The sequence below is a fragment of the Clostridium folliculivorans genome (assembly GCF_024341905.1).
GTDB lineage: Bacteria > Bacillota > Clostridia > Clostridiales > Clostridiaceae > Clostridium_AR > Clostridium_AR folliculivorans.
The window spans coordinates 294410-315531 of record NZ_BQXY01000002.1 but is presented as its reverse complement, the minus strand read 5'-3'; the positions used below and the strand labels follow the sequence as shown (position 1 = coordinate 315531).

Annotated in this window: 20 protein-coding genes; all 20 read left to right on the top strand. The window is 31.8% G+C overall.

The features are described from left to right. The first annotated feature begins 5 nt into the window (after positions 1 to 5). The 20 genes from rseP to pgsA all read left to right on the top strand — a co-directional run bounded on the left by rseP (position 6) and on the right by pgsA (position 20788). Positions 6 to 1016 (top strand): RIP metalloprotease RseP, encoded by a 1011-nt coding sequence (gene rseP / locus OCU55_RS07810; protein WP_261851754.1) that lies wholly within the window; start codon positions 6 to 8, stop codon positions 1014 to 1016. An 11-nt stretch (positions 1017 to 1027) separates the two neighbouring features. Continuing rightward, positions 1028 to 2077: a flavodoxin-dependent (E)-4-hydroxy-3-methylbut-2-enyl-diphosphate synthase gene (ispG, locus tag OCU55_RS07805; protein WP_261851753.1), complete on the top strand. Its 1050-nt coding sequence runs from the start codon at positions 1028 to 1030 to the stop codon at positions 2075 to 2077. 549 nt (positions 2078 to 2626) lie between these two features. Beyond that, positions 2627 to 3088, top strand: a complete 462-nt coding sequence (rimP, locus tag OCU55_RS07800; protein WP_261851752.1) for a ribosome maturation factor RimP — start codon at positions 2627 to 2629, stop codon at positions 3086 to 3088. A gap of 16 nt (positions 3089 to 3104) precedes the next feature. Beyond that, the gene (gene nusA, locus OCU55_RS07795; protein ID WP_261851751.1) at positions 3105 to 4151 is read left to right on the top strand and encodes a transcription termination factor NusA; all 1047 of its coding nucleotides are present in this window, start codon (positions 3105 to 3107) and stop codon (positions 4149 to 4151) included. 23 nt (positions 4152 to 4174) lie between these two features. Next, a complete protein-coding gene (gene rnpM / locus OCU55_RS07790; protein WP_183277398.1) occupies positions 4175 to 4441 on the top strand; it encodes an RNase P modulator RnpM in 267 nt (88 codons plus the stop codon). Beyond that, positions 4434 to 4739: a ribosomal L7Ae/L30e/S12e/Gadd45 family protein gene (locus tag OCU55_RS07785; RefSeq protein WP_200268100.1), complete on the top strand. Its 306-nt coding sequence runs from the start codon at positions 4434 to 4436 to the stop codon at positions 4737 to 4739. The genes rnpM and OCU55_RS07785 overlap by 8 nt, the downstream gene beginning before the upstream one ends. Positions 4740 to 4771: 32 nt before the next feature. After that, on the top strand, positions 4772 to 6868 hold the full coding sequence (infB, locus tag OCU55_RS07780; protein WP_261851750.1) for a translation initiation factor IF-2: 2097 nt from the start codon (positions 4772 to 4774) through the stop codon (positions 6866 to 6868). A gap of 14 nt (positions 6869 to 6882) precedes the next feature. Continuing rightward, positions 6883 to 7233, top strand: a complete 351-nt coding sequence (gene rbfA, locus OCU55_RS07775) for a 30S ribosome-binding factor RbfA (RefSeq protein WP_200268105.1) — start codon at positions 6883 to 6885, stop codon at positions 7231 to 7233. A gap of 1 nt (position 7234) precedes the next feature. Then, positions 7235 to 8188 carry a DHH family phosphoesterase gene (locus tag OCU55_RS07770; protein WP_261851749.1) on the top strand — a complete coding sequence of 318 codons (954 nt, stop codon included), beginning with the start codon at positions 7235 to 7237 and terminating at the stop codon, positions 8186 to 8188. 2 nt (positions 8189 to 8190) lie between these two features. Further along, on the top strand, positions 8191 to 9069 hold the full coding sequence (gene truB, locus OCU55_RS07765; RefSeq protein WP_261851748.1) for a tRNA pseudouridine(55) synthase TruB: 879 nt from the start codon (positions 8191 to 8193) through the stop codon (positions 9067 to 9069). A 10-nt stretch (positions 9070 to 9079) separates the two neighbouring features. Further along, complete coding sequence (locus OCU55_RS07760; RefSeq protein ID WP_261851747.1) at positions 9080 to 10009, top strand: bifunctional riboflavin kinase/FAD synthetase; 930 nt, start codon at positions 9080 to 9082, stop codon at positions 10007 to 10009. A 120-nt stretch (positions 10010 to 10129) separates the two neighbouring features. Further along, positions 10130 to 10393, top strand: a complete 264-nt coding sequence (gene rpsO / locus OCU55_RS07755; RefSeq protein WP_183277391.1) for a 30S ribosomal protein S15 — start codon at positions 10130 to 10132, stop codon at positions 10391 to 10393. Positions 10394 to 10477: 84 nt separating this feature from the next. After that, complete coding sequence (locus tag OCU55_RS07750; RefSeq protein WP_261851746.1) at positions 10478 to 12601, top strand: polyribonucleotide nucleotidyltransferase; 2124 nt, start codon at positions 10478 to 10480, stop codon at positions 12599 to 12601. 53 nt (positions 12602 to 12654) lie between these two features. Next, on the top strand, positions 12655 to 13950 hold the full coding sequence (locus OCU55_RS07745) for a M16 family metallopeptidase (RefSeq protein ID WP_261851745.1): 1296 nt from the start codon (positions 12655 to 12657) through the stop codon (positions 13948 to 13950). Positions 13951 to 14001: 51 nt separating this feature from the next. Further along, a complete protein-coding gene (locus OCU55_RS07740; RefSeq protein ID WP_183277388.1) occupies positions 14002 to 14277 on the top strand; it encodes a YlmC/YmxH family sporulation protein in 276 nt (91 codons plus the stop codon). Positions 14278 to 14292: 15 nt separating this feature from the next. Then, complete coding sequence (gene dapG, locus OCU55_RS07735) at positions 14293 to 15486, top strand: aspartate kinase (RefSeq protein WP_261851744.1); 1194 nt, start codon at positions 14293 to 14295, stop codon at positions 15484 to 15486. A 58-nt stretch (positions 15487 to 15544) separates the two neighbouring features. Further along, on the top strand, positions 15545 to 16240 hold the full coding sequence (locus OCU55_RS07730; protein ID WP_261851743.1) for a ClpP family protease: 696 nt from the start codon (positions 15545 to 15547) through the stop codon (positions 16238 to 16240). Positions 16241 to 16492: 252 nt separating this feature from the next. Further along, on the top strand, positions 16493 to 18790 hold the full coding sequence (locus OCU55_RS07725; RefSeq protein ID WP_261851742.1) for an FtsK/SpoIIIE family DNA translocase: 2298 nt from the start codon (positions 16493 to 16495) through the stop codon (positions 18788 to 18790). Between the two features lie 80 nt (positions 18791 to 18870). After that, positions 18871 to 20211: a 30S ribosomal protein S12 methylthiotransferase RimO gene (gene rimO, locus OCU55_RS07720; protein ID WP_261851741.1), complete on the top strand. Its 1341-nt coding sequence runs from the start codon at positions 18871 to 18873 to the stop codon at positions 20209 to 20211. Then, positions 20198 to 20788, top strand: a complete 591-nt coding sequence (gene pgsA, locus OCU55_RS07715; protein ID WP_261851740.1) for a CDP-diacylglycerol--glycerol-3-phosphate 3-phosphatidyltransferase — start codon at positions 20198 to 20200, stop codon at positions 20786 to 20788. The genes rimO and pgsA overlap by 14 nt, the downstream gene beginning before the upstream one ends. The last annotated feature ends 334 nt before the right edge of the window (positions 20789 to 21122 follow it).

Below are 21122 nucleotides of genomic sequence, written 5' to 3'. Positions count from 1 at the left end.
CTACTGTGTATATAGTTTTTGCAGTTATTGCATTTAGTTTATTAATATTAATTCATGAACTTGGACATTTTACTTTAGCAAAGCTCAATGGGGTAAAGGTAGATGAATTTTCTATAGGAATGGGTCCTAAACTTTTTAGTATTAAAGGTAAAGAGACAGAATATATGATTAAGGCACTCCCAATCGGCGGATATGTTAAGATGTACGGCGAAGAAGAGACTACTAGTGATACTAGAGGATTTTTATCTAAATCACCTCTTCAAAGAATATCAATAATATTTGCTGGAGCTTTTATGAATTATGTGCTGGCAATAGTTTTATTTAGCATCTTTACATTTCATAATGGATATGCGATTCCAATCGTAAAGGATGTTGTTAAAGATTCTCCAGCAGCTAAAGCAGGATTAATGCAAGGTGATCAAATCACTAAAGTCAATAATTCCACAGTGCTTACTAAAGATGATTTAACATACGAGATAGCCATGTCAAAGGGAAATGCTGTAGACGTGCAATTAAAAAGAGGAAGCGAAACTAAAAGTTTTAGTATAGTACCAACTAAAAATAGTGATGGGATTTTAATGATAGGTATAACTAATGATTTTGTTGAGAGCCCTTCTATTGTTCAAAGTGTTAAGTATAGCTTTAAGGGAACAGCTTCATGGGTTAAGCAAACATTTTCTGCTTTAAAAACAATTTTCACAGGAAAAGCTAACTTAAAAACCGATGTTGGTGGGCCGGTAACTATTGTTAAAATGACAGGAACTGCGGCTAAAAGTGGCATAATAACTTTAGTATGGTTTACAGCTTACTTAAGTGTTCAGCTTGCAGTATTTAACTTACTACCATTTCCAGCACTTGATGGAGGATGGATTATTATGTTATTATTTGAACTGATAACAAGAAAGAAAGTTCCTGATAAAGTTGTAGGTGCACTAAACTTTGTGGGATTTTCACTACTTATGCTGTTGATGCTTTTAGTAACAGTTAAGGATATATTGTTCCCAGTTAATTTGTAGGAGATGGTTTTATGGACAGAAGGCAAACAAAAAAGGTTAGAGTTGGAAATGTATTTTTAGGTGGAGATTCACCCGTATCAGTACAATCTATGACTAATACAGATACGAGAGATGTTAAAAGTACTATTGAACAGATAAAAAGGCTTGAAGAGGCTGGTTGTGATATAGTTAGGTGCGCAGTACCAGATATGGAAGCAGCAGCAGCTATTAAAGATATAGTTAAAGGTATCAATATTTCATTAGTCGCTGATATCCATTTTGATTATAGATTAGCATTAGAATCTATAAAAAATGGAGTTTCGGCACTTAGAATAAATCCTGGAAATATAGGAAGTGCTGATAGAGTTAGACTTGTGGCTGAAGCTGCAAAGTCAAGAGAAATTCCTATAAGAATTGGAGTTAACTCAGGATCGCTTGAAAAAGAGTTATTGAAAAAATACGGAAGTCCAACTCCTGAGGCTTTAGTAGAAAGTGCTCTAGGGCACGTAAAAATACTAGAAGAGATGAATTTTAATGATATAGTAATATCAATAAAATCAGCAGATGTATTAAAGATGATTGATAGCTATAGACTTATGGCAGATAGGGTTAATTATCCTCTTCATCTAGGTGTTACAGAAGCCGGAACATTATGGAGAGGCACTATTAAGTCAAGTATAGGTATCGGTACTTTGCTTTCTGAAGGAATTGGTGATACTATCAGAGTATCATTAACAGGAGACCCTGTTGAAGAAATTAAAGTTGGACGTGAAATACTTAAGACTTTCGGATATGTTAAATCAGGAATACAGTTCATATCTTGTCCAACGTGTGGAAGAACAAAAATTGATTTAATTAATATAGCGGAGCAAGTAGAGAGTAAGCTCGCATCTTGCAAGAAAAATATAAAAGTGGCTATAATGGGTTGTGTTGTTAATGGTCCTGGTGAAGCTAGAGAAGCTGATATTGGAATAGCTGGAGGAAATGGTGAAGGACTAATATTCAAAAAAGGTGAAATAGTTAGAAAAGTTGATGAAAAAGACCTAGTTAATGAATTGATTAAAGAGATTGAGCAATTTTAAAAGCGACTTAGTCGCTTTTTTTACTGTAAATGAAAATATAAAGTTTTTATAGACGTTAAATCTAGATAATTTAATGTTTTCAGAAGCTTTTTATAGCTGTACAGTAAAAGTGAAACTTATTAGTTGTAATTTTACTTATATGCATCCGAAAAGGCAAATGCAGTAAAAAAGGTCGCTTCAGCGACTTTTTTATTAATATAATTACAAATTTCTAATACGGTACTAAGTAATAGTTCAATACAAACACTTAAAGAAGCTTATTAATAAGTTAATCATTAGCTAAAAATGAATGTTTTTGATGAATAAAGTAACAAATCAGAGCATCCATTTATACTTATATAAATTAGTACTTGTAATCCAATAATTACTATGTTATGATTAGACTAGTAGATTATTTACAATAGAGCAAGATAAGAGTGGGCATAAAAGTCCGCTCTTTCTATTTGTAAACGCAACTTGTTGAAAGTTGCGTTTTTGCATAATAATCAATATAGATTTATTATCTGGGAATACTAATAAAAATTGCTAGGTGTTTAAAGGAGGATAGATATGAATAAAGATGCACTTTTAGAAAATTTAAATAACCTTTGCAAGCCTGTTGTAGATGAACTTGGGTATGAGCTTTATTACGTTGAGTTTGTAAAGGAAAACAACGAATACTACTTAAGGATATATATCGATAAGTCAGAAGGTATATCTCTAGCTGACTGTGAAAAAGTAAGTAGGAGAATAAGTGATATACTAGATGATAAGGATCCTATAACAGATCCATATTATTTAGAAGTTTCTTCACCTGGACTTAATAGACAGTTATTTACTGAAGAGCACTATAAAAGATTTGTAGGCTCAGAGGTTTTTGTAAAATTCACTAAAAATGTAGATGGCAAAAAAAACATAAAAGGTATACTTGAAGAAGTAACAGATGAGACATTAGTTATCGCAGAAAACAGTGAAAAGTTTACTGTTCCTAAAGATAAAATAAAGTCTGTAAACATCGAAGGGGAGATTTAGTAAGGAGGGGTAAAAAATGAATGAAGAATTTATAGGTGCATTGAAAGAGATTGTAAAAGAAAAGGGTATAAGCGAAGATCTTATATTTACAACCTTAGAAGATGCTCTTGTAGCTGCATATAAGAAGAATTATGCAAATTCAACTACTGCAGCCCAGAATGTAAGAGTAAGTATGAACAGGGAAACTGGTGAAATCCATGTTTATGCGCAAAAATCAATTGTGGATTTTGTTTATGACGAAGTGTCAGAAATATCAATTGATGAGGCAAAAGAGATTGATCCTAGATATGAAATAGATGATGTTGTTGAAATAGAAGTAACTCCAAGAAACTTTGGTAGAGTAGCAGCACAGCTTGCAAAACAAGTAGTAATCCAAAGAATTAAGGAAGCAGAAAGAAATATTATCTATAATGAATTCATTCAAAAAGAATTTGATATAATCACTGGAACGATAATTAGAAAAGATAAAGGCAATGTTTTTGTTGATTTAGGAAGAATAGAAGCAATTCTAGGACCTAACGAACAAATGGCTGGTGAGGAATATAATTTCAATGAAAAGTTAAAACTTTACATTGTAGAAGTAAAAAATACTTCAAAAGGTGCTCAAGTTTTAGTTTCAAGAACTCATCCAGGACTTGTTAAAAGACTTTTTGAGTTAGAAGTTCCTGAAATTTTTGAAGGTGTAGTAGAAATTAAGAGTATTGCAAGAGAAGCAGGTTCAAGAACTAAGATTGCAGTAAATACAACTGATGAATCTGTTGATCCTATGGGAGCTTGTGTTGGACCAAAGGGTTCAAGAGTTCAAAATATAGTCAATGAGTTAAAGAATGAAAAAATTGATATCATCAAATGGAGTAAATTACCTGAAGAATATATAGCTAACGCTTTAAGCCCAGCTAAAGTTTTAGATGTTGCAATTGATGAAGATAGTAAGTCTGCTAAGGTAGTTGTAGATGATAACCAATTATCGCTTGCTATAGGTAAGGAAGGCCAGAATGTAAGATTAGCTGCTAAGCTTACTGGATGGAAGATTGATATTAAAAGCAAGTCTCAGACTGAATAGTTCTGAAGCTTGGAGGTGCTACAATGAAACCAAAAAAAATTCCAATGAGAATGTGCACAGGTTGCATGGAAATGAAACCGAAAAAAGAACTCATAAGGATTGTAAAAAGTCCAGAGGGTGTTGTATCAGTTGATTTGACAGGTAAAAAGTCCGGTAGAGGAGCTTATATCTGTAAAAGTGTTGAATGCTTAGATAAGGCATTCAAAGCAAAAAGACTTAATAAAAATCTTGAAACAACAATCGATGAGAATATTTATAATAACTTAAAGGATGAAATTGTAAATGGTTAATAAGTTTCTTCAGTTTTTAGGACTAGTAAAAAAATCCGGGAACTTAATTGAAGGTTACAATAAATGCGAAGAAATATTAAAGAAGAAAAAGATTTATTTGTTTATATTCTCAACTGAGCTTTCGCCTAAAAGTAAGGATATGTTTATGCGATACTGCATAGAAAAAAATATCCCTACAATTGATGTTTTCTCTAAAGAAGACTTAGGATTGAGCTTAGGAAGAAGTGAGATTAATGTATTAGCTGTTATTGAACAAAATATGGCTAAGAAATTAATTCAAATTCAAGAGAATATTTGATAAATCCAACGAATTTTGTCGGGGGTGAATCTATGTCAAAAATTAGAGTATATGAATTAGCAAAAGAATTAAATGTAGCAAGTAAGGATCTTATCACTTTGCTTATGGATGAATTTAGCATAGAAGTTAAGAATCACATGAGCGTTATAGAGGATGAAGATGCAGAACTTATTAAAGAATTATTAGCAGGTAGTGATCACACTATAATTCCAGCAGGTTCGGATGACGATGATGAGGAAGTTTCTAAAACTATCGTAGATGAATATGAGGAAATGGTTGCTGAAGAAGTTAATAATGTTGCTAAAAAGAGAAAGAAAAAGAAATCAGATGATGAAGATATCACGGATGAAGATGGTAATGCTACTGAATTAGATGGCGGTACTATTGAAATCAGCGATACAATAACAGTTAAGGAATTAGCTGAAAAGTTAAATAAGCCTGGTGCTGATGTAATAAAAACTCTAATCTTCACTGGTGTTATGGCTGCTATTAACCAAGAAATAGACTTCGCTACAGCTCAAAAAGCTGCAGAAAAGTATGGTGTTTCAGTTATAAAGAAAACAGAAGAAGCTACTTTAGAAATATTTGAAGAGGAAACTGAAGATGGCGAAAACCTTGAAAACAGACCTCCGATTATAACAGTAATGGGTCACGTTGACCATGGTAAGACTTCTTTACTTGATGCTATAAGAAAAGCAAAAGTAACTGAATCAGAAGCTGGAGGTATAACTCAGCACATAGGTGCTTATACTGTTAATGTTAACAATCAAAAGATAACATTTTTAGATACTCCAGGACATGAGGCATTTACAGCAATGAGAGCTCGTGGTGCTCAAATTACTGATATAGTTATTCTTGTAGTAGCTGCAGATGATGGTATAATGCCACAAACAGTTGAAGCTATAAATCACTGTAAGGCTGCAAATGTACCAATGGTTGTAGCTATAAATAAGATGGATAGACCAGGAGCTAATATCGAAAGAGTTAAACAAGAACTTACAGAGTACGGTCTTGTATCAGAAGATTGGGGCGGAGATGTTATATGCGTTCCTGTTTCTGCAAAAACTCATGAAGGTATAGACACTCTTCTAGAAATGGTAGTTTTAACAGCTGAAATGCTTGAACTTCAAGCTAACCCATCAAGAAGAGCTAAGGGAACTGTTGTTGAAGCTAAGCTTGACAAAGGAAGAGGAGCTGTTGCATCATTACTTATCGGTAATGGAACACTTCATTCTGGAGATTCAATCGTAGTTGGTTCAACTTATGGAAGAATCAGAGCTATGTTTGATGATAAGGGTAAAAAGATTAAGTTAGCAGGACCTTCCATACCAGTAGAAGTTCTTGGACTATCTGATGTTCCTTCAGCAGGTGATAGATTTATAGTAGTAAAAGATGAAAAGACTGCTAGACAAATGGCGGAATCTAGAAGAGAAAAGAATCGTGAAGAAAGCTTTAATAATTCAAATAGAGTTTCTCTTGAAGATTTATACAGCCAAATAAGAGAAGGAAAAGTAAAGGAACTTGCTATAATAGTAAAAGCTGACGTTCAAGGTTCAGTTGAAGCTATAAGATCATCATTAGAAAAATTATCTACTGAGGATGTTAGAGTAAGAGTAATCCATGGTGCAGTTGGAGCAATAACTGAAACAGATATAACTCTTGCAACAGCTTCTAATGCTATTGTTATAGGCTTTAATGTAAGACCTGACAACAATGCAGTAAGCATAGCAGAAAAAGAGAATGTTGATATTAAAACATACAGAATTATCTATGATGCTATCGAAGATATAAAATCAGCTATGATAGGTATGCTTGAACCTGAATATAAAGAAGTTATACTTGGTAGAGCTGAGATAAGACAGACATATAAAATTTCTAATGTTGGAACTATTGCTGGATCTTACGTATTAGATGGTAAGATGGTAAGAAATTCTGAGGTTAGAATAATTAGAGACGGCATAGTTATACTAGAAGGTAAGCTTTCATCATTAAAGAGATTTAAGGATGATGTTAAGGAAGTTAATACAGGATATGAATGTGGATTAAGTTTCGAAAAGTTTAATGATATCAAAGAAGGCGATATTGTTGAAGCCTTTACTATGCAAGCAATTGAAAGAAAAGAACTTTAAAAGAGGTGATTTTCATGCCTAACTATAGAGGCGGAAGAATAAATGAAGAAGTAAAAAAAGAAGTAAGCGATATAATAAGAAACAGTATAAAAGATCCTAGGCTAACTGCTATGATAAGTGTAACTGATGCGGTAGTAACAAAGGACTTAAGGTATGCTAATATCTATATTAGTATATTCAGTTTAAGTGAAGAGGAAAAGGCTAGTACTTTTAGCGCTTTAAAGAGTTCTAGTAGTTTTGTTCGTAAAGAATTAGGCCATAGAATTAATCTAAGACATACACCTGAGGTGTTATTTCAATTAGATGAGTCTATTGAAAAAGGAATGCATATAGATTCTCTTTTAGAGAAGATAAAGGAGAAATAGAATGACACTACATGAAATTGCTAATAAGATTTTACCGATGAATAAAATAGGTATTACATTTCATGTTTCTCCTGATGGTGATGCTGCTGGTAGCGTGTTGTCATTATATCAAGCCTTAAAAAAAATTGGTAAGGAAGCTTATATGATATCGAAAGATACGATATCGTATAATTTAAGCTTCCTTCCTTTTTCAAATGAGCTTAATGGAGAATGTGTAAGTCCTAAAGAAGATAGTGATTGTGTAATAATACTTGATTGTGGAAATAAAGAGAGAATTTCAGCAGATTTAGAAGGATTTCAAGGTACTATTATAAATATAGATCATCATCTATCAAATGATCTTTATGGTGATTTAAATTTTATAGATGTTACTGCGTCTGCAACAGCAGAAATAGTATATAGTCTTATAAAGTTATTAAATGCTGAAATCGATAGTGATATAGCAAAATGTCTTTACACTGCCCTAGTTACAGATACAGGGTCTTTTAGACATTCAAACGCCACTCCAACTACTCATGCTATTGCATCTGAACTTCTAAAATTTAATATAAATCATTCAGATATTCATAGTAATATATTTGATAATAAGCCTTTTGAAAAGCTAAAACTTATAGGGGATGTATTAGGAAATACAGAGCTTATATATGAAGGAAAGCTTGCTGTTATGGAAATAACTAGGGATACAATTAATAGATTAAATATAGTTTTAGATGATTCTTCAGATATAATCTCTCAAGGCCTTCAAATTAGAGGTGTTGAGGGAGCGGTATTATTCAGGGAAGTTGAAGATGGAGTTAAAGTAAGCTTAAGATCTAAAAAATACTTGAATGTTAACAAAGTTGCTTCAGTTTTTGGCGGAGGCGGTCATGTGAGAGCTTCTGGAATTACTATGAAAAACATATCCTTAAACGAAGCTAAAAACTTAGTTTTAAATCAAATAAAAGAAGAGATATAGATATGAATGGTATAATTAATATAAATAAAAGCACAGGTATGACTTCTTTTGATGTAGTTAGAAAAGTTAGGTTTTTAACTAAGGAAAAAAAAGTTGGACATACAGGAACCCTTGATCCTGAAGCCTCAGGGGTCCTTCCTGTTTGTATGGGAAAAGCAACTAAAATAATTGATTATATAATGGAAAATCAAAAATCATACAAGGTTAGTTTTCAGTTAGGAATAGTAACTGATACATATGACTTAGAAGGATCTGTTATTAAGACTTCAAAAACAGACCATATAAAAAATGAGGATGTTTTAAAAGTAATATCTAAATTTATTGGTTTAATAGATCAAGTTCCTCCTATGTATTCTGCACTTAAGGTTAATGGAAAAAGATTATATGAGCTTGCGAGGCAAGGAAAAGAGATTGAAAGAGAAGCAAGAAAGATTAACATATATTCTATAGATAATATAGATATTGCTCTTCCTTATGTCACTATGGATGTTACTTGCTCGAAAGGAACATATATCAGAAGCTTATGCTTCGATATAGGAAACGAATTAAATGTAGGTGCAACTATGACTGCCTTGTGTAGAACTAGAAATGGATTTTTCACATTAGGAAACAGCGTTAAATTAGAAGATTTAAATGAATCTAATATAAATGATTTTATTATATCAATTGAAGATGCATTAAAGTTTTATGACAGTATTAACGTAAATGAAAAATTCTCTAAGTTATTAATTAATGGAGTAAGAGTGAGTGATAGAACAATGATTAGAGATGAACTTGATTTTCAAAAGCTTTATAAAGTGTATGATAATAAAGGATCTTTAATTGGACTTGGTAAGATGAATAGGGATGGCTTTAAATTGGAAAAATTATTATTAGATTAGAGGTACAAAGATGATAATTATTGATGAAAATAGCAAAATCTCTTTACAAAAAAGTTCTTTTATAGCTCTAGGTAGTTTCGATGGTTTGCATTTAGGACATTTGAGTTTGATAAATAAAACTTTGGAACTAGCTAAGGAAAATAGCTGTTCTAGTATGGTTTTTACTTTTAAAAATCATCCACTAACTGTAGTAAATAAAGATAGAGCTCCTAAACTGCTACTTGATAACGCAACAAAACTTGAGATTCTTGAAGAACTAGGCATTGATATCGCTTGTCTTGTAAATTTTAATGAAGACTTTATGAAGATTGAGCCTGAAGCATTTATAGAAATGCTTTTAAGAAAATATAATGCTAAAGGGATAATTGTTGGATTTAATTATAGATTTGGCTATAAAAATAAAGGTGATATAAATCTTCTAAAAGCTCTAAGTGAAAAGTATGGATTTGAACTGCATATTATGGGTGCTTTGATGAATGAAGAAAATATAATAAGCAGCACAAAGATAAGAAATCTTCTAATTGATGGAGATTTAGATGATGCTAATGCATTATTGACTAGACCATATATTCTAAGAGGCACAGTTGTGCGAGGAAAGCAACTTGGAAGAACACTCGGATTTCCTACTGCAAATACTGAGGTTGACTCTAGCTCAGTTCTTCCTAAGATAGGCGTTTATTATACAAATACGGTTTATAAGAGTAAGTTATATAAAAGTATAACATCTATTGGTTATAATCCTACTGTAAATGGTAAGAATATAACTATAGAAACGTATATATTAAATTTTAATAAAAATATTTATGGCGATGAATTAAAAGTTTATTTTCTTGAAAGAATAAGAAATGAAGAAAAGTTTAATAGCCTAAAGGAGTTACAGCAGCAACTAATTAGCGATAAAGCTTTTGCTGAATCAAGAAAAAACCTAATTGGATTGTAAAAAAATTCATTTACAATAAAAATTAGTTCTGCTATAATACCTTTGAGAACCTAATCCTAAGATAAAAGGTTTGCCATCTTTTTTCATGGAACTAGGGGATAATTTTGGAGGTGTTTACACATGGATAAGGCAAGAAAACAAGAAATTATAGTTAAGTACGCAAGACATGAAGGAGATACTGGTTCACCAGAAGTGCAAATAGCACTACTTACTGAAAGAATCAACTATCTTACTGAACATTTAAAGGTTCATAAGAAAGATCACCATTCAAGAAGAGGTCTTCTAATGATGGTTGGACAAAGAAGAGGTCTTTTAAACTACCTATCTTCTCAAGATATCGAAAGATACAGAGCAATAATAGGACAATTAGGTATAAGAGGTTAATCTGAAAAGAGCGGTTATACCGCTCTATTATTTTATCAACTAAAGTAAAGTTTTACATAAGTAACCGAAAGGAGGTAATAACACATGAATCATTTTCATGAAACCACTGTAGCTGGTAGAAAAATGAAAGTAGAATTTGGAAAGTTAGGAATGCTTTCAGATACTGCTATCTTAATGAGCTATGGTGACACAGTAATATTAACAAACGCAAATGCTTCAGAATCACCAAGAGAGGGGATTGATTTCTTTCCTTTAAGTGTTGAATATGAAGAAAGATTATATGCAGTAGGAAAAATACCTGGAGGATTTATCAAGAGAGAGGGTAGACCTTCAGAAAAAGCAATTCTAAATGGAAGAGCTGTTGACAGACCGCTTAGACCACTTTTCCCTAAAGGATATAGAAATGACGTACAAGTAGTTTGTACAGTAGTTTCTGTAGAAAACGATAACCTTCCAGAAATTCTTGCGATAAATGCAGCATCCACTGCTCTTTGTCTATCAAGTATCCCATTCACCACTCCAGTAGCCGCAGTACAAGTAGGTTTAATCGGTGATGAATTTATATTAAATCCAACATCAAAGCAAAGAGAAGAAATGATACTTGCTTTAACAGTATGTGCTACAAAAGATAGAGTTATGATGATTGAAGCTGGTGGTCACGAGATACCAGAAGAAACTATGATAAATGCTATTACTTTTGGATTTGAAGCATGTAAAGATATAGTAGCTTTCCAAGAAGAAGCGATGAAAACTTTTGGAAAAGAGAAAAAGGTACCTTTAATATACAAGGTTGATGCAGAACTAGAAAAAACTGTTCGCGAATATTCCTTTGAAACTATAAAAAAAGCTATGTATATTATCGACAAGAATGAAAGAAATGAAGAGATGGATGAAGTTAAGAAGAGTGTAGTACAACACTTTGCTGATATATATCCAGACAACATGTCTGACGTTAATGACGTTGTATACAGAATTCAAAAAGAGATTGTAAGAGATATGCTTTTACATGAAAGAAGACGTCCTGATGGTAGAGCTTTTGATGAAGTTAGACCAATAAACTGTGAAGTAGGAGTTTTACCAAGAACTCACGGAACAGGTATATTTACAAGAGGACTTACACAAGTTATGACTGTAGCAACTTTAGGTGCTATAGGAGATGTTCAAATTCTAGATGGAATTGGTGAAGAAGTATCTAAGAGATATATGCATCACTACAACTTCCCATCATACAGTGTTGGTGAAGTTAGACCTTTAAGAGGACCAGGTAGAAGAGAAATTGGTCATGGTGCATTAGCTGAAAGAGCTTTAGAACCACTTATACCATCAGAAGAAGAATTCCCATACACTATAAGACTTGTATCTGAAGTATTAAGCTCAAATGGTTCTACATCACAAGCATCAGTTTGCGGATCAACTTTAGCATTATTAGATGCAGGAGTTCCAATTAAAAGACCAGCTGCTGGTATAGCAATGGGCTTAATAACTTCTGAAGATTTATCAGAAGAAGAAATTCTTACTGATATACAAGGAATAGAAGACTTCTTTGGAGATATGGACTTTAAGGTAGCAGGTACAGAAAAAGGAATAACTTCTATACAAGTTGATACAAAAATAGCTGGATTGTCAGAATATTGTATAAGAACTGCTATATATGATGCAAGAAAAGCAAGACTTGGCATACTTGATAAGATTAAAGAATGCATACCAGATGCTAGAAAAGAAGTTTCATTATATGCTCCTAAGACTTCAACAATACAAATTGATCCTGATAAGATAAGAGATGTAATCGGTGCTGGTGGAAAGATAATCAATAAGATTATAGCTGATACTGGGGTTAAGATTGACATTAAGGATGATGGAAAGATATTTGTTTCCTCTTCAGATCACTCAGGAGTTAATGAAGCGTTAAAGATAATAGATGGACTTACTCGTGAAGTAAAAGCAGGAGAAATATACTTAGGTAAAGTAGTTAAGATTGCTCAATTTGGTGCATTTGTTGAAATACTACCAAACAAAGAAGGTTTAGTTCATATATCTAAACTTGATGTAGCTAGAGTAAATAAGGTTGAAGATATTGTATCTGTAGGGGATGAAATACTTGTTAAGGTTACTGAAATAGATAACCAAGGCAGAATCAACCTATCTAGAAAAGATGCGATCGCTGAAACACAAGAAGACAAATCAAAAGAAGATAAATCAAAAGAATAACGATGAAAGGGCAACTTAAAAATTGCCTTTTTATTTTTTAAGGAGGTATTTTTATGTATAACTTATACACATTACCAAATGGTTTAAGAGTTGTCACAGAATATATAGATCATGTTGACTCTATAAGCATAGGATTACATGTAGAAAATGGATCAAGGAATGAAGATTTACATAATAATGGTATCTCACACTTTATAGAACACATGATGTTTAAAGGTACAAAAAGCAGAAATGCCAAACAAATAGCTGAAGATATAGAAAATGTAGGTGGACAAATAAATGCTTATACAAGTAAAGAGTCTACCTGTTATTATTTCAAAGCTCTTTCAACTCATGCTGGATTATGCTTAGAAGTATTGTCTGATATGATGTTTAATTCTAATTTCGCTGAAGAAGATATACAAAAGGAACAAGGTGTAGTTGTAGAAGAAATAAATATGGGTGAAGATACTCCAGAGGATGTATTGTCGGATATACATGCAAAGGCAGCTTTTGAGGATGACTCTTTAGCTTATCCAATCCTCGGAACTCCTGAAACTGTAAGATCGTTCAATAAAGCAACTATAACTAACTATGTTAAATCTCATTATACACCTAAAAATTCAGTTCTATCTATTTGTGGTAAGTTTGAATATCAAGAGCTTATAAAACTTGTAGAGAATTACTTTGGTGGTTGGAAATCTGAAAGAGAGATAATAACAGATTATTCGACTCCAGAGCTTAAAAGTAATTTCGTAAGCTCTGATAAGGATATTGAACAACTTCATATAAATTTAGGACTTAAAGGAGTTCCAATCGGAGACGATAACGGATATAATTTAATAGTTCTAAATAATATTTTAGGTGGAGGTGCATCTTCACTGCTATTCCAAAAGATTCGTGAAGAAATGGGTGTGTGCTATTCAGTTTATTCATATCCTCTTTCTTATAAGAATACTGGAATGTTAAATATTTATGTAGGACTTAATCCTGTGTATGCAGAAGAAACACTGCTTGCTATAAATGAGGAATTAAAGCTTTTTATTTCTAAAGGAATCACTAAAGAACAACTAAATATAAATAAAGAAAAAATTAAAGCAGGTTATGTTTTAGGATTAGAAAGTACTAGTAGTAGAATGTTTAGTAATGGTAAATCTGTTCTATTCTTAAATAAGATAAATAAACCAGAAGATATAATAAGTAAAATAGACAGAATTAATTTCGATACAGTTCACACTATGCTTGAACAATGCTTTAAACCAGGAATAATTAATGGTGCATTTGTTGGAAAAGAAATTAATTTAGATACTTTGTCCACGCTAGCACAAAAAGATGCAGTTGCATACACTAACAGTGAAGGAAATATATAAGCATAAAATCCTCCTTGGTATCATACTTTGATGTTAAGGAGGTGTATTACAATGAGTGACAATGTAAAATATTTATCTGAAATGGAACGTTATGAAATCATAAACGTAAATGATGGCGAAAAGTATAATTCTTTATCAAGCAATGATATAGTTATAGATGATGAGGGGAAGCTTAAGTTTCTCATCATAAATGTCAATATGTCAAAGTTTAGCTTATTTGGAGGAGACGAATTCCTAGAGATTTCTTGGGATTACGTAAAAAAAATAGGTGCAAAAACGATAATACTTGACGTCGAAGAGGAAATGATTAAAAGAACAAAGCTTTAACAAAGGAGTGATATTTTGAAAATCATCATACAAAAGTTTGGTGGAACTTCAGTATCTACATCTGAGAGAAGAGAACAGGTAATTGAAAAGGTTAAAGAAGCAATAAATAATGGTTATTCACCAGTAGTTGTAGTTTCTGCTATGGGAAGAAGAGGAGAACCGTATGCAACAGATACACTTCTTTCACTTCTAAATAGTGATTTTAAAAAATCAAACAAGCATGCAACTGATCTTTTAATGTGTTGTGGTGAAATAATTAGTTCTACAGTTCTTTGCCAAGAACTATATATGAATAATATTAAAGCCATGCCTTTGACTGGCGGACAAGCTGGTATAATAACTAATAGTGATTTTTCCAATGCGCGATTATTAGACGTAGATACAAAGAGAATAATACACCTATTGAACGAAGGAATAGTACCAGTAGTATGTGGATTCCAAGGTACTGATGCAGAAGGTAATTTTACAACTCTCGGAAGAGGTGGAAGTGATACTACAGCATCAATACTCGGTGTAGCTTTAAAAAGTGAGCAAATCGAAATATTTACTGATGTAGATGGGATAATGACAGCAGATCCAAGAATAGTAGAAGATGCAAATCTGATAGATAAAATAAGCTATAATGAAGTGTTTCAGTTTGCTGATCAAGGTGCTAAAGTTATTCACCCTAGAGCTGTAGAGATTGCTATGAGAGGAAATATACCTCTTGTAATAAAAAATACAATGTCTAAAAGTAAAGGGACTGTCATAGACAATGTTGGTGATAGCAGTGATCCACGTATTTTAACTGGCATAACTCATATGTCAGGAAGAATTCAAGTAACTGTAACTGATTTAGAAAATAAAGATAAAATTGAATATAGAAAAGTATTAGATACTTTAGCTGAAAATAAAATAAGCTTAGATTTAATTAATATATTTCCAAAAGAAAAAATATTTACGATTGATTCGGAAGACTTGTTAAAATTAGAATCAGTGCTAAAAGGTGAAAATATTATATACAGCTTAGTTAAAGACTGCAGTAAAGTTTCTTTAATTGGTTCAAGAATGAAAGGTATTCCTGGAGTAATGGCCAAAATAATAAGAACTTTGGATGACAATAATATCGAGGTTCTCCAGACAGCTGATTCTCATACTACAATATGGTGCTTAATACATTCCTTCGATGTAGAAAAAGCAATTAATGTACTTCATAAAGCTTTTATGTAATAGCTTGAATAATAGAGAGTTCTCTTGTACAAAATAGTAAAGTACAGGAGGAATGATTATGAACGATGAACTAAAAAAAGATGAAACAAAACAAGATGATAAAATTGAAGCAATAAAAGAACTTGGAAATTTAAATTCTGCTCAAGAAACACAACAAAGAATTCATATATTATCTATAATTGGTCAGATTGAAGGTCATGGTGTTTTGCCACCACAAACTAAAACTACAAAGTATGAGCATGTAATACCTCAACTGATAGAAATGGAACAAAATGAAAAGGTAGAAGGTATATTAACTATTTTAAACACTGTTGGTGGTGACGTAGAAGCAGGACTCGCCATTTCAGAGATGATAAGAAGTCTAAGTAAGCCTACAGTATCATTAGTAATAGGTGGAGGACACTCTATAGGAGTTCCTTTAGCTACTGCATCTGATTATTCGTTTATATCCCCTTCTGCTACTATGATATTACATCCAATAAGAATGAATGGATTAGTACTGGGGGTTCCTCAAACTTTTAAATATTTTAATAAAATGCAGGAACGTATAAATGAATTTATAATTAGAACTTCTAAAATAAATAAGGAAACCCTAAAAACATTAATGCTTCAAACTGATGAGCTTTTAAATGATATGGGAACTATTTTAGTAGGAAAAGAAGCTGTAGATTATGGACTCATAGATGAAGTTGGTGGAATTAAGGAAGCACTTGCTAAACTGAATTCAATGATAGATAGTGTAAATAAACCATAGGGAAATCCTATGGTTTATTTACTCTCTACTAATCCACAATTTATGTAAATCATTTATAATTATATCTGTGATAGAGTGAAAATTGTTGAGATAAAGAGTAAATAAGAATATGTCGCCTTCCAAGTTTTCCTCATATACATTCGAAAAGGCAGATGCGTAAAAAATTGCAAATGAGAGACACATTCGCTATTTTTTAGGGTTCTTAGAGGAAATTAAATCTATTTGTAGAAGTAGTAAAGAGAGGTGAAAAGAATGGCTAAGAAAAAATCTACAAGCAAAAAAAATCAAAAGAAAAAAAATACTGATATAACTGGAATAATATTACTAGCAGTGAGTCTAGTTTTAGCTATAAGCATATATACAAATGCAGCTGGATATCTTTCATTTTTTTCAAAACGTTTCTTTATATCATCAATAGGAGTGGGAACATATATATTACCAATATATATGGTGTATTTATCAATAATATATATTAGCTCAAAAGGAGTTATAAAATTATCTAAAAGTTTCATAGCTTTAACAATAGCAATAATAAACTCTTTAGTATTTATACAAGTCATGTCTATAGAGAGCTATTATGACAAGACTAGTTTTTTTAATTCATTAAAAGCAATTATATACTCTCAAGGTTATTTTCATAGCGGAATTATTGGATTTACTATAACTTTGCCTATATATAAATTAATTGGTACTATAGGTACTTTCATTGTGAATATTGCTATCTATATTATAGTATTTATAATTGGATTTGATTTCTCATTAGATTCTATAAACCTAGATTTAGGTTTTCTACAGAAAAAGAGTGCAAAGAATAGTGAGAAGCCTAAACAAATAGAGAAAAAAGATGATTTTCTAGTTATAGAGGAAAAGAATCCAAGCCAAAATGAATTTATAAATGGAATAAATAATAAAATTAAAATATTGGATTTTATGAAGAATGCTTCAGTTCATGAAGAAGTAATGTCTGAGAGCGCTCCAACAAAGGTAGAAATAACTGATAATTCTACGTCTACACCAAGTACTACTAGTGCCTCTGATAAGAAAAAAGGATTAGACAACGAAGTTAAGGAAGTTGTGAATAAGGAATTAACAGAAAGATTACTTTCAGCAGATGATAAAGAGTATAAAATTCCTTCCACTGAACTTCTAAATGTAAATTCAGCTTTAAAGCTCAAAAAGGAAGATAAGAAGGATTTACTTTTAAATGCGACTAAGCTTGAAGAAACACTCAATAGTTTTGGTGTTGATGCTAAAATTGTACAAGTAACTAAAGGTCCGTCTGTTACTAGATTTGAGCTTCAACCAAGTGCAGGAGTAAAAGTAAGTAAAATAGTTAATTTATCAGATGATATAGCTTTAGGACTAGCCGCTAACGGTGTAAGAATAGAAGCACCAATTCCAGGTAAAGCAGCAGTAGGAATAGAGGTTCCTAATAAAGAATTGACTCCAGTTATGCTTAGAGAAGTATTAGACTCTGATGAGTTTATTAATACTAAAACTAATCTTGCTTTTGCTTTAGGTAAAGATATAGCAGGAAAAGCTATTGTTGCAGATTTAAGTAAGATGCCTCATCTGTTAATAGCTGGTGCCACTGGATCAGGAAAGAGTGTATGCATAAATACTTTAATTATTAGTATATTATATAAATATTCTCCTTCAGAGGTTAAGCTTTTGATGGTAGATCCTAAGGTAGTTGAGCTTAATGTATATAACGGAATACCTCAGCTTCTAATTCCAGTAGTGACTGATCCTAAAAAGGCAGCAGCAGCTCTTAATTGGGCTGTTAATGAAATGACAAGAAGATATAAATTGTTTGCGGATAGTGGTGTTAGAAATATAGAATCATATAATAATCTTTTTGATAAGGGTATTATCACTGAAAAATTGCCTTGGATTGTTATAATTGTAGATGAGCTTGCTGATTTAATGATGGCTTGTCCTAATGATGTAGAAGATTATATAGCTAGATTAGCCCAGATGGCTAGAGCAGCGGGGATGCATCTTGTTATTGCAACTCAAAGACCTTCAGTTGATGTTATAACCGGTGTTATAAAAGCTAACATACCATCTAGAATATCCTTTGCAGTTTCTAGCCAGATAGATTCAAGAACTATACTAGATTCATCAGGTGCAGAAAAACTTCTAGGTAAGGGGGATATGTTGTTCTATCCTGTTGGAGCATCAAAACCAGTAAGAATTCAGGGAGCGTTTATATCAGAAGAGGAAGTTGAGCAAGTAATTAACTTCATAAAAGGTTCGTCAGAAGAGACTTCTTATGAAACAGAAATAATAGAACATATTAATAGTGAGGTTACTTCATCAAGTACATCAAATTCTGATGATGGAGATGAACTTTTAGATGAGGCTATAAGAATAGTAGTTGAAACTGGTCAGGCATCTACTTCTTTTCTTCAAAGGAAGCTTAGAGTTGGTTTTAATAGAGCCGCTAGAATAATGGAACAGTTAGAGGAAAACAATATTATCTCACCAAAAGATGGCAGCAAGCCTAGACAAGTTCTTATATCAAAGGAAGAACTTGAGAATATGTAGAAAAAATACTTGTTTTAATGTTGAAACAGTTTTAAAATTAATTTGTATTATATATTGTATTGAACACAGGAGGAATTAAGTTGACGAAATATAAGGTGGGCTTGATAAGCCTAGGATGCGACAAAAATAGGGTTGATTCTGAAATTATGCTGGGTAAGCTAAAGTCTGGCTACGAATTAACTAATGACCCTAAATCTGCAGATATAATTATTGTTAATACTTGTGGCTTTATAGAGAAAGCTAAACAAGAATCGATAGATACAATATTAGAGATGGCAGAATATAAAAACAAGTATAACTGTAGGTTGCTTATCGCCACAGGATGTTTAACTCAAAGATACGGAAGTGAACTCACAGAGCTAATGCCTGAAATTGATATAATGCTTGGAGTTAATGATTATAATAAAATCGATGAGTTTATAAGATCTTTTATAGAAGAAGAAGAAGGAAGAATAACTAAGCTTGAATACAGTAATACAAATATAAATGAAGGTGAAAGAGTTATTACAACTGATAAAGCAACAGCTTATATAAGAATATCAGAAGGATGTGATAATTTCTGCACATACTGTATCATACCAAAGATAAGAGGTAAATACAGAAGTAGAGCTTTAGAAAGTGTACTTGAAGAGGCAAAGAAATTAGCGTCAGCTGGAGTTAAAGAACTTATACTAATAGGTCAAGATACTACAAGATATGGAATAGATTTATATGAAGAGAACAGACTTCATGTATTATTGAATGAGTTAGGCAAGATAGAAGGTATTGAGTGGATTAGACTCTTATACTGCTATCCTGAAGAAATATATGATGAATTAATAGATGAAATTGCTTCAAATCCTAAGGTTTGTAAATATATAGATTTGCCTATACAACATATAAGTGATAATATTTTAAAAGCTATGGGAAGAAAGACAACTAAAGAAGATATCATTAACAAGATAGAGCTTTTAAGGGAAAAAGTTAAAGGTATAACTTTAAGAACTTCATTGATTGTAGGTTTCCCTGGAGAGACTGATGAAGATTTCAGCGAGCTTAAAAACTTTTTGAAAGATTATAAACTAGAGAAGGTTGGTGTGTTTAAATACTCAAAAGAAGAAGGAACACCAGCATTTTTAATGCCAAACCATGTTGAAGAAGAAGTTAAAGAAAAAAGAGAAGAGTTATTAATGTTAACTCAAATGGATGTTTCAGAAACCACTAATAAAGCTAAGATTGGCAATATCTATGATGTTCTAATAGAAGAATATGATGGAGAAAATTATATTGGAAGATCTTATGAGATGGCTCCTGAAATAGATGGTACTATTATTGTAAATCATACTAAAGATAAATTAACTATTGGTGATATAATAAAAGTTAAAATTACTGATTCCGCTGAATATGACTTGTTGGGAGTTGTTTGTAATGAATCTTGCTAATAAACTAACTTTGATCAGAATATTTTTAGTACCGTTCTTTTTGATATTTATAGCATTTAGAGACTTAACATATAGTACTTTTATAGCTACTTTTATTTTTATATTAGCTTCATTAACTGATAAACTCGATGGATACATAGCTAGGAGTAGAAATCAAATAACTCGTTTTGGAAAGCTTATGGATCCGTTAGCAGATAAGTTATTAGTTACATCTGCACTTATTTCATTAGTTGAGCTTCATGTAATACCAAGCTGGGCTGCTGTTATAATTATTGCTAGAGAGTTTGCTGTATCTGGACTTAGAACTATAGCAGCTTCTGACGGTACAGTTATTGCAGCTAGTTGGTGGGGAAAAATAAAGACTGTAATTCAAATTGTTGCTATAATTTTATTATTATTAAAGGTTAATATAGGTTCTTCTAAGTACTTAACAGATTTAATATATAAACACAGTTGGATGAACAATTTCTTTGATATAGTTCCAACTATTGCGTTATATATAGCTGTAATAGTGACAATTTTATCTGGAGTAGATTATTTTGTAAAAAATAAAGATGCAATAAATACAGATAAATAAGTTTAATAATCATAAAAATAGTCGATAATTTTAAAGACTGTATGATTGATAGTATTGTATTTAAATTAACTAATGTTGACTTTAGTCAATTTATAATTGTTTTAATGAATGTACCACTTCATAACTATAGGGTTCCTCTACGGAAATTTAATTTATACTTGTTTGAAAATCGTGCACCTATAAATTTTAGCATGTATAAATTAATAATTGAAGTTGGAACCCTATAAATGCATATCTTCAAATTATCTAGTCAAAAGGTGATGTGAAGATATTTATAGCTTGAAGTGGTACATCTATTATGTGGTTAATTTAAATTTATTTTTCTATTCTGATG